At 72.7% G+C, this 13119-nt stretch carries 8 protein-coding genes and 1 pseudogene; 7 read left to right on the forward strand and 2 right to left on the reverse strand.

Annotation, left to right across the window (positions count from 1 at the left end; genetic code table 11):
* The first annotated feature begins 21 nt into the window (after positions 1-21).
* Entirely contained in the window at positions 22-1743 is a 1722-nt protein-coding gene (locus tag AQJ46_RS04040; RefSeq protein WP_059204219.1) for an ABC transporter ATP-binding protein, read from the forward strand.
* A complete protein-coding gene (locus AQJ46_RS58750) occupies positions 1740-4067 on the forward strand; it encodes an ABC transporter ATP-binding protein (RefSeq protein ID WP_059204423.1) in 2328 nt (775 codons plus the stop codon). Before AQJ46_RS04040 ends, AQJ46_RS58750 begins: the two co-directional genes overlap by 4 nt.
* Here AQJ46_RS58750 and AQJ46_RS58755 read toward each other — a convergent pair.
* Positions 3990-4877, reverse strand: a pseudogene (locus AQJ46_RS58755) (response regulator transcription factor); the annotation flags it as partial. The gene AQJ46_RS58750 and the pseudogene AQJ46_RS58755 overlap by 78 nt on opposite strands.
* Here AQJ46_RS58755 and AQJ46_RS04050 point away from each other — a divergent pair.
* Complete coding sequence (locus tag AQJ46_RS04050; RefSeq protein ID WP_059204220.1) at positions 4854-7001, forward strand: SpoIIE family protein phosphatase; 2148 nt, start codon at positions 4854-4856, stop codon at positions 6999-7001. The pseudogene AQJ46_RS58755 and the gene AQJ46_RS04050 overlap by 24 nt on opposite strands.
* Before the next feature lie 202 nt (positions 7002-7203).
* Here AQJ46_RS04050 and AQJ46_RS04055 read toward each other — a convergent pair whose 3' ends face one another.
* The gene (locus AQJ46_RS04055; RefSeq protein ID WP_059204221.1) at positions 7204-8652 is read right to left on the reverse strand and encodes a S1 family peptidase; all 1449 of its coding nucleotides are present in this window, start codon (positions 8650-8652) and stop codon (positions 7204-7206) included.
* A 190-nt stretch (positions 8653-8842) separates the two neighbouring features.
* Between AQJ46_RS04055 and AQJ46_RS04060 the strand changes: the two genes are divergently transcribed.
* The 4 genes from AQJ46_RS04060 (at position 8843) to AQJ46_RS04075 (ending at position 13118) form a co-directional block, all read left to right on the forward strand.
* On the forward strand, positions 8843-9256 hold the full coding sequence (locus AQJ46_RS04060) for a PaaI family thioesterase (protein ID WP_059204222.1): 414 nt from the start codon (positions 8843-8845) through the stop codon (positions 9254-9256).
* A gap of 450 nt (positions 9257-9706) precedes the next feature.
* Positions 9707-9922 carry a hypothetical protein gene (locus AQJ46_RS04065; RefSeq protein WP_020134776.1) on the forward strand — a complete coding sequence of 72 codons (216 nt, stop codon included), beginning with the start codon at positions 9707-9709 and terminating at the stop codon, positions 9920-9922.
* A gap of 170 nt (positions 9923-10092) precedes the next feature.
* On the forward strand, positions 10093-10899 hold the full coding sequence (locus AQJ46_RS04070) for an HlyD family efflux transporter periplasmic adaptor subunit (protein WP_059204223.1): 807 nt from the start codon (positions 10093-10095) through the stop codon (positions 10897-10899).
* Positions 10896-13118: an NHLP family bacteriocin export ABC transporter peptidase/permease/ATPase subunit gene (locus AQJ46_RS04075; RefSeq protein WP_059204224.1), complete on the forward strand. Its 2223-nt coding sequence runs from the start codon at positions 10896-10898 to the stop codon at positions 13116-13118. Before AQJ46_RS04070 ends, AQJ46_RS04075 begins: the two co-directional genes overlap by 4 nt.
* Position 13119 lies beyond the last annotated feature (1 nt).

Consider the following 13119-nt stretch of genomic DNA (forward strand, 5'->3'; position numbering starts at 1 on the left):
CACATCTCCGGAAGGCGCCGTATGACGACTCGCACCTCGCCGCGCGCCCCGCACGGCCTCCTGGGTCCGGCCCCCGCCCGCTGTCTGGTCCTGTGCCTGGTGAGCACGGCCGCGACCGGCGCCGGACTGCTGCTGCCGGCCGCCCTCGGCCGCACCCTGGACCTGCTGCTCGCGCAGGCACCGGCGACCCGCTGGGTGCTGTACTGCGCCGCACTGGTCCTCCTCATCGCCCTGTTCGACGCGGCGGAGACCGTCCTCGGCGGCACCGTCGACGCCCGCACCACCGCCTGGTTGCGCCGCCACCTCACCGGACACGTCCTGGCCGTCGGCCCGCGCGCCACCGCCCGCTTCGGGCCCGGTGACCTCGTCGCCCGCCTCGTCGGCAACGCCGCGCAGGCCGGCACGGCACCGACCGCCCGCGCGGCGCTGCTCGCCGCGCTCGCCGGACCGGTCGGCGCCGTGGTGGCCCTCGGACTCGTCTCCCCCTGGCTCGCGGCCGTGTACCTGGCCGGAGCGCCGTTGCTCGCCCTGCTGCTGCGCGCCTTCGCCCGGGACACCCGGGAATGCGTGACGCGCTACCAGGAGGTGCAGGGCCGGATCGCGCAGGCGCTCTCGGAGGCCGTCGGCGGGCACCGCACCATCCGGGCCGCGGGCACCGAGGACCGGGAGACGGCCCGCATCCTGCGCCCGCTGCCCGAGCTGTCCGAGGCCGGTCACCGCATGTGGCAGGTGCAGGGCAGGGCCTCGGGCCAGTCCGTCGCCGTGGCCCCGCTGCTGCAGCTCGGTGTCGTCGCCATGGCCGGGGTCCTCCTCGCTCAGCACCGGGTCACGGTGGGCGAGGTCCTCGCCGCCTCCCGGTATGCGGTCCTCGCCACCGGGGTCGGCGTCCTGGTGGGACAGCTCGCCGGCCTGACCAGGGCCCGGGCGGCGGCGGGCCGTCTGGACGAGGTCCTCGCGGAGTCCCCCCTCGGACACGGCGAGCGCCGGCTGGCGCCCGGTCCGGGTCGGCTGGAGCTGCGCGGCGTCACCGCCCTGCGCGGGGGACGTGCCGTGCTCGACGGGGTCGACCTCGTCGTACCGGGCGGGACGACGCTCGCGGTGGTGGGCCGGTCGGGGGCGGGCAAGTCACTGCTCGCCGCGGTCGCCGGGCGGCTCGCCGAACCGGACGCCGGGGAGGTCCTGCTCGACGGGGTGCCGCTGCACGAGCTCACCCACGACGCACTGCGCCGTGCGATCGGGTACGCCTTCGAACGCCCCGCTCTGCTCGGCGGCACGGTCGAGGAGGAGATCGGTCTCACCCTCGGGTCCCCCTCCCCCGCGCGTGTCCGGGAGGCCGCCCGCACGGCCCACGCGGACGACTTCGTGCTCCGGCTGCCCGACGGTTACGACACCCTCGTCGCCGACGCCCCACGCTCCGGCGGGGAGTCCCAACGGCTCGGTCTCGCCCGGGCGTTCGCGCACGGCGGCCGCCTACTCATCCTCGACGACGCCCTCTCCAGCCTCGACACGGTGACGGAGGCCCGCATCGCCGAGGCCCTAGTGAACGGCGGGGCCGGCGGCACCCGCCTGCTCGTCGCCCACCGCACCGCCACGGCGGCCCGCGCGGATGCGGTGGCCTGGCTGGACGGGGGGCGGGTGCGGGCGGTCGGGCCGCACGAGGCGCTGTGGCGGGCGGCGGAGTACCGGGCGGTGTTCGGGAGCGGGCCGGAGGGGGCGGACAGCTGGGAAGGGGGGCCGTCATGAGCCAGGGCACCGTGACCGACGGGATCTACGCGCGCGGTCTCCGGTTCCTGCGGGCCCGGTGGCGGGTTCTCGTGCGGCTCGGTGGCTGGTCCGTGCTGGAGACCGGGCAGACCTTCCTCACCGGGTACGCGCCCGCCCGTGCCCTGGACGAGGGGTTTCTGGCCGGGCGGCCCGGCGTCGGACTCGCGTGGCTCGGAGTGGCCGGGATCGGGGTGCTCGTGGGCGCCTGGGGGACGGTACGGGTGTACGCCGCCGTCGCCGCGTTGGTCGAGCCGCTCCGGGACGTCCTGGTCGGGCGGGTGGTCGAGCGGGGGGTGCGGGAGGCGGACGCGGGGGCGCTGTCCGGGCTGACCCAGCAGGTGGAGATCGCGCGGGACACGTTCGCCGGGCTGGTGATGGTGTCGCGTTCGTTCGTGTTCACGGGCGTCGGCGCCGTCGTCGGACTGGCTTCGCTCGACCCGCTGCTCCTGCTGGTCGTGGTGCCGCCGCTCGCCGCGGGTCTTGGCCTGTTCGCGGCCACGCTGCGTCCGCTGGCCCGCCGCCAGGAGGGGTTCCTCGTCGCCGACGAGGCGCTGGCCGACGGTCTCGGCAGGGTCTGTCCGGGGCTGCGGGACATCACGGCGGCCGGTGCGGAGGACCGGGTCGCCGCCGACACCGGCCGACTTGTCGAAGCCGAACAGCGGGCCGCGTACTCCCTCGCCCGCTGGTCCGTCCTGCGCGTGGTCTCGCTCGCCCTCGGCGGCCAGCTCCCGATCGTCCTCCTCCTCGCCTGCGCACCCTGGCTCCTGGCCCGGGGCGTCACCACGGGCGCCCTGCTCGGCGCCCTCGCCTACGTCACCCAGTCCCTGCTCCCCGCCCTGCGCAACCTGGTCCACGGGCTGGGAACGAGCGGCTCCCGGCTGGTGGTGGTCCTGCGGCGACTGGTCCGGGAACCCGCCGCGGAACCGGGCACCGAGCAGTCGGGCGTGCGAACGGGACCCCACAGCACGAAACCCCCGCCCAGCCACACCTGCACCACCAGCCCGGACGACGGCAGACACCCCGCGGCCCACGACCTCGCCGTCGCCACAGGCGCTCCCGCCGGGTCGGACACGGGCACCGAAGAGCCGGTCGTGCAGACGGGACCCCACAGCGCGAACCCCCCGCCCAGCCACACCTGCACCACCAGCCCGGACGACGGCAGACACCCCACGGCCCACGACCTCGCCGTCGCCACAGGCGCTCCCGCCGGGTCGGACGCGCGCGGCGCCGAGACCGACGGCGGCCGCACCGACGCGAGGCCCGCCGACCGGCATGCCGAGCCGGGCCACCGTTTCGCCCCGCACACCCGGGCTCGAGCGGCGGACCACGAGTGCGACACCCCCACACGCGAGGCAGCCCCGGCCCCACCACAGCAGACACCCCGCACCGCACCGCACCCGACAGACCGCGCCTCCACGCGCGCCCCCGCCCTCTCCCTCACCTCCGTCTCCTTCGCCTACGGCCCCGCCGCCACCCCCGTCGTCGACCGCCTCGACCTCGACCTCCCACCCGGCGCCCATCTGGCCGTCGTAGGCCCCAGCGGGATCGGGAAGTCCACGCTCACGGCCCTGATCGCAGGGCTCCTGCACCCCACCGGCGGCAGGATCCGGCTCTGCGGTCACCCCGTCCCCTCCCCCGACGCGGCCGCGCTGCGTGTGCTCATCCCGCAGGAGGCGTACGTCCACACCGGCACCCTCGCCGAGAACCTCGGGCATCTGCGGCCGGACCCGGTGCCCGAGCCGGAGCTGCTCGCGGCGGCCGAGGCGGTCGGACTCACCCCGGTGCTCGAAGCCCTCGGCGGATCTCGGGCGACCGTCGACCCAGCCGCGCTCTCCGCCGGTGAGCGGCAGCTCGTCGCGCTGACCCGGGCCTATCTGTCGTACGCCCCCCTCGTCCTGCTCGACGAGGCCACCTGCCACCTCGATCCCAGGGCCGAGGAACGCGCCGAGCGGGCCTTCGCGAGCCGGCCGGGCACCACGCTGGTCGTCGTCGCCCACCGGATCAGCTCCGCCCGCCGCGCCGGACGCGTGCTGCTGATGGACGGCCCGCGCACGGCGTACGGCACCCACGAGGAGTTGGTGCGCGACTCGCCGGCGTACCGCGAACTCGTGGGCGGCTGGACGGCCGTGGTCCCGAAGCGATCAGAGCCAGCCCTGCCCCTGGGAGATCCGGATCGCGTCGATGCGGTTGCGGGCCCCGGTCTTGCGGGTGATCGCGGCCATGTAGTTGCGCACGGTCCCGTGGGACAGGCACAGGCTTCCCGCGATCTCCGCGATGGAGGCCCCCTCGGCCGCGAGGGATAACACGCTCAGCTCCCGTCTGGTCAGCGGCATCTCGGCGGCCTGGAGGAAGCCGAAGCCCAGCGAGTCGTCGACGAAACGTTTCCCTTCGGCGACCCGCCGGATCCCGCGCGCGAGCCGCTCCGGTGCCGCCCCCTCCTTGTCGACGTACCCGAGCGCCCCCGCCTCGACGGCACGCTTCAGCAGCCCCGGCCGATTGGCGCTGGCCATCACGAGAAGGCGCGGCGGACTCCGGTCCGGCTCGCGCACGGATAACTCCCCCAGCGGCGGGATGCCGTATGCGTCGGAGCAGTCGAGGTCGGCCGCGCAGACGTCGGGACGTACGGCTCGCAGACGGCCGGGCGCGGCGTGCCACGGGGTGTCGAACACCCCGAGGTCCGGTTCCCGGCGGAGCCACTCCGCCAGGGCCGATCTCACCAGACACGCGTCGTGCACCAGAAGCACCCGGATCACCGCTCGTCCCCCTCGAATCGCTGCACTTGTTTCCGTGGCATGAACGCGTGCCCCATTGTTCGGGTCCTGGACCGCCCTCGGGCGCGAAGAACTGGCCATCAAGGTGCGCGGGGGCGCACAGAGGGCGCCCGTGTGCCGTCGCGCGCTTCCACTGTGGGGGCATGGCCCGGGGCCAAGGGGGTACGCGGTCGCCCTCGCCGTCGTGCGGACACCCGTGTGCCCGCACGCGGGAACGCTCGCCGTGCGGGACCCGCCGTGAGGGGGGAGATTTGATCCCTGGGGGCCCGGCACGCGACAGCGGCCCGCGCCCCTTCCGGGACGCGCCCGTGCGAGGAGGTGGTCGGCGTGTCCGACGGGCATAGGTCCGCCCAGGCGCCGACGAGCGCCCGGACCCGGGTGGGACGGCCGCTGCTCTCCCTCGCGCTGGCGTCGATGATGGACGAGGTGCACGCCCACTCCGGCGCGGTGTATCTCGTGGCCGCCGACGAACCCGTGCTGGAGATGGCGGTGATGGCGGGCCTGCCGCGGGCGTTCGCGGCACCCTGGGAGCGGGTGGGGCTGAGCGCGCCGATCCCGGTCGCGGAGGCGGTACGGGAGCGGCGGCTGGTGTGGGTGGGCGGCGAGCACGAGATGGCGCGCCGCTTTCCGCGGATCGCCGTGGTGCTGCCGTATCCCTTCGCGCTGGCCGCGGTGCCGGTGGCGACCTCGTCCAAGGTGTACGGCGCCGTCTTCGTGACCTGGCCCGGTTCGCACCCGCCGGACTTGTCCGACCGGGAGCGGGAGCATCTGATCGCGGCCTGCGGGCGGCTCGCGGTGCGGCTGGAGCGGGCGGTGGAGGACAACGTGTCGCCGCACGCCGAACCGGATCTGCTGGGCGCGGCCCAGGTCGGAAGCCCGGCCGGGACGCTGGGCACGGTGGAGGCGGCACGGATGGTGGCGAGGCTGCCGTACGGACTGTGTTCGCTCGATCTGCACGGGCGGATCTCCTTCGCCAACGCCGCGGCGGCCGAGCTGATCGGTGTCCCGACCTCCCAGTTGCTGGGCTCGCAGCTGTGGGCGGCGGTGCCCTGGCTCAACGACCCGGTCTACGAGGACCGTTACCGGGCAGCGTTGCTCAGCCAGCACAGCACGTCGTTCGTGGCACTGCGGCCGCCCGGGGACTGGCTGTCGTTCCGGATGTACCCGAGCACGACCGGGCTGAGCGTCCGGGTCAGCCGGGCCCGGGCGGTGACGGACATGAACCGGTCCGGTCCGCAGCCCGGCGACTCGCCGCCCCGGCTGGTCACGATCTCGCAGCTGCTGAGCCTGGCCGGGGCGCTGACCGAGGCGGTGGGTGTGCAGGACGTGGTGCAGCTGGTGGCGGACGAGATCGCCCCGGCGGTGGGGAGCCAGGCACTGGTCGTGCTCGGTTCCCGGGCGGGGCGGCTGCGCGTGCTCGGGCATCGCGGGTATCCGGACGCGCACGTCGTGGAGCGGTTCGACGGGCTGCCGCTGTCGGAACCGACGCCGGGTACGCATGCCCTGACCACCGGAGTGCCGGCGTTCTTCGACTCCCGGGAGCAGTTGGAACGCCTGTATCCGAGGCGGCACGCCACCCCTGACGGTTTCGAGGCCTGGGCCTATCTGCCGCTGATCGCCTCCGGGCGCCCGGTGGGCACCTGTGTGCTGGCATACACCGAACGGCACCCCTTCCCCGCGGACGAGCGGGCGGTGCTGACGAGTCTCGGCGGGCTGATCGCGCAGGCCCTGGAGCGGGCCGTCCTGTACGACGCCAAGCACCAGTTGGCGCACGGCCTGCAGGCGGCCCTGCTGCCGCACAGCCTGCCTTCCCTCCCCGGCATCGACGCGGCGGCCCGCTATCTGCCGGCCACGCAGGGCATGGACATCGGCGGCGACTTCTACGACCTGGTGCCGGTGGACGGGCTGGCGGCGGCGGTGATCGGCGACGTGCAGGGACACAACGTGACGGCGGCCGGGCTGATGGGGCAGATCCGGACGGCGGTACGGGCGTACACGACCGTCGGCCAGACACCGGAGGAGGTCATGCGCTCGACGAACCGGCTACTGATCGACCTCGGCGCCGAGCTCTTCGCCAGCTGCCTGTATCTGCGGCTCGATCCGCGGCGGGGGCGGGCCGTCATGGCCCGGGCCGGGCATCCGCCCCCGCTGCTCCGGCGGCCGGACGGCCGGGTGCGGGTGCTGGACCTGGCCGGGGGCCCGCTGCTGGGCATCGACAGCTCGGCCGTCTACCCGACGACGGAGGTGGACCTCGCGCCCGGTTCCGTCCTCGCCCTCTACACCGACGGTTTGATCGAGTCCCCCGGTGTCGACATCGAGGACGCGCTCGCCGGTCTGGGACGGCAACTCGCCGACGCCGGTGACCGTCCGCTCGACGAGCTGGCCGACGAACTCGTCCGGCGCAGCGCGGCCGCGCGGGAGCGGATCGACGACGTGGCGTTGCTGTTGCTGCGGGCCTGCGACTGACACAGGCGGAGAGTCGACCACCCACCCGGTGGAAACACGCCGGTCCGGCCCTCCCGCCGGAGGGCCGGACCGTTGCACCTCCCGGGCCGGAACCGCGGTGTGGCCGGGAGGTGGTCGTGCGGGCCGGCGTCGGCAGCGGAGGGTGGGGGGGTGGGCCGCTGCCGACGCGGCCGGTTCAAGGTGTGGCGTCGGACCGACGGGGTCAGTTGTGCGTCTGACCCGCAGCATCACCCGCAGCGTCGCCGCCGGCGGCATCGCCCGCGCCGTTGCCGGTCTCCTGGCCGTTGCCGGCCTCCTCGCCACCGATCACGTCACCGCCGGCCTCCTCGCCGCCGACTTCCTGACCGGCGCCGACCTCCTCACCGGGGCTCGCGCTCGCGTCGCCACCGGCACCGGCCTCCTCGCCCGCACCGGCCCCGGCGTCGCCACCGGCACCCGCCTCGCCACCGGCACCCGCCTCGCCACCGGCACCGGCCTCCTCGCCGCCGGCCTGATCGTCACCCGCGCCCGCGCCGCCGGCCGCGTCACCCGCGCCGAGCGTGGCGCCGACCGCCTGCAGGGCGGTGGTCACCGGCTGGAAGAAGGTCTCGCCGCCGACGGTGCAGTCGCCGCTGCCGCCGGAGGTCAGACCGATGGCCGAGCCGTCCTGGGTGAACAGCGAACCGCCGCTGTCGCCGGGCTCGGCGCAGACGTCGGTCTGAATGAGCCCGGTGACAGTGCCCTCCGGGTAGTTGACGGTGGCGTCGAGTCCGAGGACCTGGCCGTCGGCGAGGCCCGTGGTGGAGCCCATCCGGAAGACCTGGGCGCCGACCTCGGCGTCCGCGGCCTGGCTGATCGCGACGGTCTGGCCGCCGCCGACGTTCACCTCGCTGGGTGCCTGGGTCGCCGGGTCGTCGTACTTGACCAGAGCGAAGTCGCCGTCGCCGGGGAAGGTGGCCTGGTCGACGGTGGCGATCGGCTGACCGTCCTCGGCGTCCGACCACTGTTCGGCCGCGACCCCGCAGTGACCCGCGGTCAGGAAGGCGGGGCTGCCGTCGCCCGCGGTGACGTTGAAGCCGAGCGAGCAGCGGGCGCCGCCGCCGAAGATCGCGTCACCGCCGGACACGAAGGTCTTGAAGGTGCCGGCCGACTTCTTGATGGTCGCCATGTCGGAGCCGAGGCTCTTCACGGTCGACTCGATGGTGTTCCACTTGTCGCCGGTGACCGTGCTGTCGGCGGTCACGAGAATCTTGTTGGTGCGCGGGTCGACCGCCCAGGACGTGCCCGGGATGGTCGCCTCCTCCTTCAGGGTCTTCGCGCCGGCGGCCAGTTCGGTGAGGCTGTTGTCGACCTCGCGGACCTTCGCACCGGCCTTCTTCGCCTGCACGACGACGTTGTTGTTGTCGCCGGATATGACGTTCACGACGAGCTGCTGGCTGTCGGAGTCGTAGTAGGACCCGGCGAAGGCGTCGCCGAGCAACTCCTCGAGCTGCGAGGCGAGGTCCGAGGCGTCCGTCGCCTTCAGAGTCTTCGGCGCGACGGCGGCCGCGTCGTTCGACGAGCCGTCCTGGGAAGCGTTGGCGTTGGGCAGCAGAATCGCGGCAGCTCCGAGCGCCACCACGGTGCCTGCCGCGAACGCGGCCTTGCGCTTCGGAATTCGCTTGTGACTCAAACTTCTCGACCTCCTGGGGGACCGGAGTCTGTAACCGCCGTACGGCAGTTGGTTGTTCGGGGCGCCTGGATGGCCATGGGTACGCACGGTGCACGCGGTGCGTTCAATGCCGTTTCTTTACGCCCCGATTGCCACGCCGATTCGGCCACGGGCCGTGCCGGGCGGGCCGCGGGCGGGAACAATCCCCCATATGACGATGACGCCCGCCGAAGCCGACAAGATCCTCGCCGACAACTTCGCCCCTTGGGTCCTCGACCTCGGTCTGTCGGTCGAGACGCTCGGCGACGACCATGCGGTCCTGCGACTTCCCTGGTCACAGCGGTTGGCGCGGGAGGGCGGCGCGTTGTCGGGCCAGGCCCTGATGGCCGCCGCCGACACCGCCACGGTGATCGCCGTCTCGGCGGCCAGGGGCGCCTACGGACCGATGACGACGGTGCAGCAGTCCACCAGCTTCCAGCGGGCGGTGTCCGGTTCGGATGTCCTGATCAAGGCGGTCGTCACCAAGCTGGGCCGCCGCATGGCGTTCGCCGACATCACGATGACCGACTCCGCATCGGGTGATCTCGCGGCCCGCGCGAGCACGGTCTACGCACTTCTGGGCTGACACGCTCAGCGAACGGTCAGCGACGGTCCGTTGTGAAGAGCGCCCCGAATCCCCTCTCCCATGAATCTGCACATCGAATGCGCAACCAAGTCACCGCGAGCGGAAGTTCTGCACAAGCGCGGACCGGCGCCCATGTCATTGGCGAGGTGTGTCGCATTCGCCACGGCGACGACGAGGGCCCCTTCACGCCGCCGCAACATCACCTGTGAAGAAGTCGGCACCAAGGCGTGCGCAAGCCTGCACGGATGAAGGCTTCTGTGACTCAAGTGCCCTGGTGGGACCGGTGGTTAATTGGAAGGGCGGAGCGGCGGCGTGCTTTGATCCATCGCACCGCAGGGCCGTTCGGGTTTCCGGAAACGGGATCCGTCGCCTTGTGATTGCGGCCGTCATCTGTCCCCAGAGGGGGCCGCTCCCCCCTTGTGAAATACCCATACGAAGGGAAGTTCCATCATGAACTCCACCCCCCAGGTTGAGACCGTCGAGATCTCGGACGCCGACCTCGACAACGTCTCCGGCGGCCTGCAGCTCAACGCCCTCGGCACCGTCACCAGCCTGGTGGACGGCGTCGCCCCGGTTTCCGGCCTGGTCAACACGGCCGTCGGCACCGTTGAGGGTGTGACCGGCCTGAACACCGCCCCGGTCACCGGCCTGGTCGCCGGTCTCTGATCACATTCTTCGTGATCTGATCACTTTCTTGTGGTCGACCCGTCCCGGAGCCGCAAACCGGCGGTTCCGGGACTCTTGGGTGCCGTAATCCGGCCGGCTCATGCGAGTCGGTCCTTTGTCATTGGCAGCATGCGTAGCATTCGCACGCTTTCGCAGGTGAGGGAAGACCCGTGCAGTTCCGCCAACAGGCCCTCGCCAAGCTCCAGTCACCGGAGGAGCTCGACCTTCCGGTGCGCTTCGCCCGTCCGCAGGGCTGGCTGGTGATGTCCGTGACGGTGGTCGTGATGGCCGCCGCCTCGGTGTGGGCGGTGACCGGCTCGGTCGCCTCCACGGTGAGCGCGCCCGCCATCCTCACCCACGGGCAGGGCAGTTACATCCTGCAGAGCCCGGTCGCGGGCCAGGTCACCCAGGTGATCGCCAAGGAGGGCACCCAGCTGCCCGCCGACTCCCCTGTGCTGAAGGTCCGTACGCCCGACGGCGACACCGTCGTCCGCACGGTCGCCGCGGGCCGGCTCACCGCACTGGCGGCCACCATCGGGCAGATCATCTCGACCGGCGCGAACGTCGCCGCCGTGGAGAAGGTCGCCCACACCTCCGATCCGATGTACGCCACGGTCTACGTACCCGCCGAGAACGCGGCCTCCATCCCCGAGAACGCCGCCGTGGACCTGACCGTCTCCTCGGTGCCCACCCAGGAGTACGGCGTGCTGCGCGGCCATGTGAAGTCGGTGGACCGCTCGGCCCAGTCGGCGCAGCAGATCGCCGCGTTCCTCGGGGACAGCCAGCTCGGCGAGCAGTTCACCAAGGACGGCCGGCCGGTCGCCGTACTCGTGAGGCTGGACAAGTCCAAGGGCACGAAGAGCGGTTACCGGTGGTCCTCCGCCGAGGGTCCGCCCTTCGCCCTCACCTCCATGACCGTGGCCTCGGGTTCGATCCGGCTGGCCGATCAGCGTCCCGTCGATTGGCTGCTGCCGTGAGCACCGCACAGGACACCCGGAGCAGGCGCCGCTCCGCCCCGCCCAGACGCCCGGTCCCCAAGGGGAAGGCGAAGACGGTCCGTACGCCCACCGTCCTCCAGATGGAGGCGGTGGAATGCGGCGCCGCGTCCCTCGCGATGGTGCTCGGCCACTACGGCAAGCACGTCCCGCTGGAGGAGCTGCGCATCGCCTGCGGTGTCTCCCGGGACGGCTCGCGCGCCAGCAACCTCCTCAAGGCGGCCCGCAGTTACGGCCTGACGGCCAAGGGCATGCAGATGGACACGGCCGCACTCGCCGAGGTCAAGACGCCGGCGGTGCTGTTCTGGGAGTTCAACCACTACGTCGTCTACGACGGCATGGGCCGCCGCTTCGGCCGCCGCGGTGTCTACATCAACGACCCCGGCAAGGGCCGCCGTTTCGTCCCGATGGAGGACTTCGACGGCAGCTTCACCGGCGTCGTGCTGGTGATGGAGCCCGGCGAGGGCTTCACCAGGGGCGGCCGCAAGCCGGGTGTTCTCGGCGCGATGCCGGCCCGGCTGCGGGGCACCGCGGGCACCATGCCGACGGCGGTGCTGGCGAGCCTGCTGCTGGTGCTGGTCGGCGCGGCAACTCCCGCGCTGAGCCGCACCTACATCGACATGTTCCTGATCGGGGGGCAGACCTCGCTGCTCGGCGTGCTGTTCGCGTCGATGGGGGCCTGCGTGGCCCTCACTCTGGCCCTGACCTGGCTCCAGCAGGCGAACCTGCTGCACGGCCGCATCATCTCCTCGACGCTGTCCAGCGCCCGCTTCCTGCGCCATCTGCTGCGCCTCCCGGTGACGTTCTTCTCGCAGCGCAGCCCGGCCGACCTGGTGCAGCGCCTGCAGTCCAACGACCAGGTGGCCGAGACCCTGGCCCGTGACCTCGCGGCGGCGGGCGTCGACGCCGTGGTCGTCGTCCTCTACGCACTCCTGCTCTACACCTACGACCCCCAGCTCACCTATGTCGGCATCGGTGTGGCCCTGCTGAACGTGGTGGCCATGCGGGTCGTCATCCGACTGCGTGCCACGCGTACGGCGAAGCTGCGCGCCGACAGCGCACGGCTCACCAACACCGCCTACACCGGGCTGCAGTTGATCGAGACGATGAAGGCGACCGGCGGCGAGGACGGCTACTTCCGCAAGTGGGCCGGGCAGCACGCCACCACGCTGGAGGAGCAGCAGCGGCTCGGTGTACCAAGCGCCTGGCTGGGTGTGGTCGCCCCGATGCTGGCCACCTTCAACAGCGCCCTCATCCTCTGGATCGGCGGCATGCGGGCGATCGAGGGCGGTATCTCCGTCGGCCTGCTGGTCGCCTTCCAGGCACTGGTCACCCGGTTCACCGCGCCGATCACCCGCCTGAACGGCGTGGCCGGCCGCATCCAGGACTTCGCGGCGGACGTGGCCCGGCTGAAGGACGTCGAGAACTTCAAGGCCGACCCGCTCTACGGCCGCCCCGGCGCCGGCGACTCGACCCGAAGGCTGCACGGCCATGTCGAGCTGCAGAACATCACCTTCGGCTACAACCCGCTCGACAAGCCCCTGCTGACCGGCTTCGACCTGACCGTCGGCCCCGGCCAGCAGGTGGCGCTGGTCGGCGGCTCCGGCAGCGGCAAGTCGACCGTCTCCCGGCTGATCTCGGGGCTGTACACGCCCTGGGAGGGGGTGATCCGCATCGACGGACAGCGTCTGGACGACATTCCGCGCGGCGCGCTCGCGTCCTCGGTGTCCTTCGTCGACCAGGACGTCTTCCTCTTCGAGGGCTCGGTCCGCGACAACGTGGCGCTGTGGGACCCGTCGGTCCCGGACGACGCCGTGGTGGACGCGCTGCGGGACGCGGCCCTGTACGACGTGGTGATGCGCCGCCCGGGCGGCATCCACAGCAGGGTCGAGCAGGACGGCCGCAACTTCTCCGGCGGGCAGCGCCAACGCCTGGAGATCGCGCGGGCGTTGGTGCGCCGGCCCAGCATCCTGGTCCTCGACGAGGTGACCAGCGCGCTGGACGCGGAGACCGAGCTGGTCGTCATGGACAACCTGCGCAAGCGCGGCTGCGCCTGTGTGGTGATCGCGCACCGGCTCAGCACCGTGCGCGACAGCGACGAGATCGTCGTACTGCAACACGGCACGATCGTGGAACGCGGGCGGCACGAGGAGCTGGTGGCGCACGGTGGCGCGTACGCGGCGCTGGTCAAGGAACGGTGAG

The organism is Streptomyces canus (genome assembly GCF_001514145.1).
Taxonomy (GTDB): Bacteria; Actinomycetota; Actinomycetes; order Streptomycetales; family Streptomycetaceae; genus Streptomyces; species Streptomyces canus.

What these genes read in the sequence shown, in the direction of transcription:
- AQJ46_RS04065 (WP_020134776.1), top strand. Translation starts at nt 9,707, where the DNA reads ATGAACTCCACCCCCCAGGTTGAGACCGTCGAGATCTCGGACGCCGAC.
- AQJ46_RS58750 (WP_059204423.1), top strand. Translation starts at nt 1,740, where the DNA reads ATGAGCCAGGGCACCGTGACCGACGGGATCTACGCGCGCGGTCTCCGG.
- AQJ46_RS04060 (WP_059204222.1), top strand. Translation starts at nt 8,843, where the DNA reads ATGACGATGACGCCCGCCGAAGCCGACAAGATCCTCGCCGACAACTTC.
- AQJ46_RS04040 (WP_059204219.1), top strand. Translation starts at nt 22, where the DNA reads ATGACGACTCGCACCTCGCCGCGCGCCCCGCACGGCCTCCTGGGTCCG.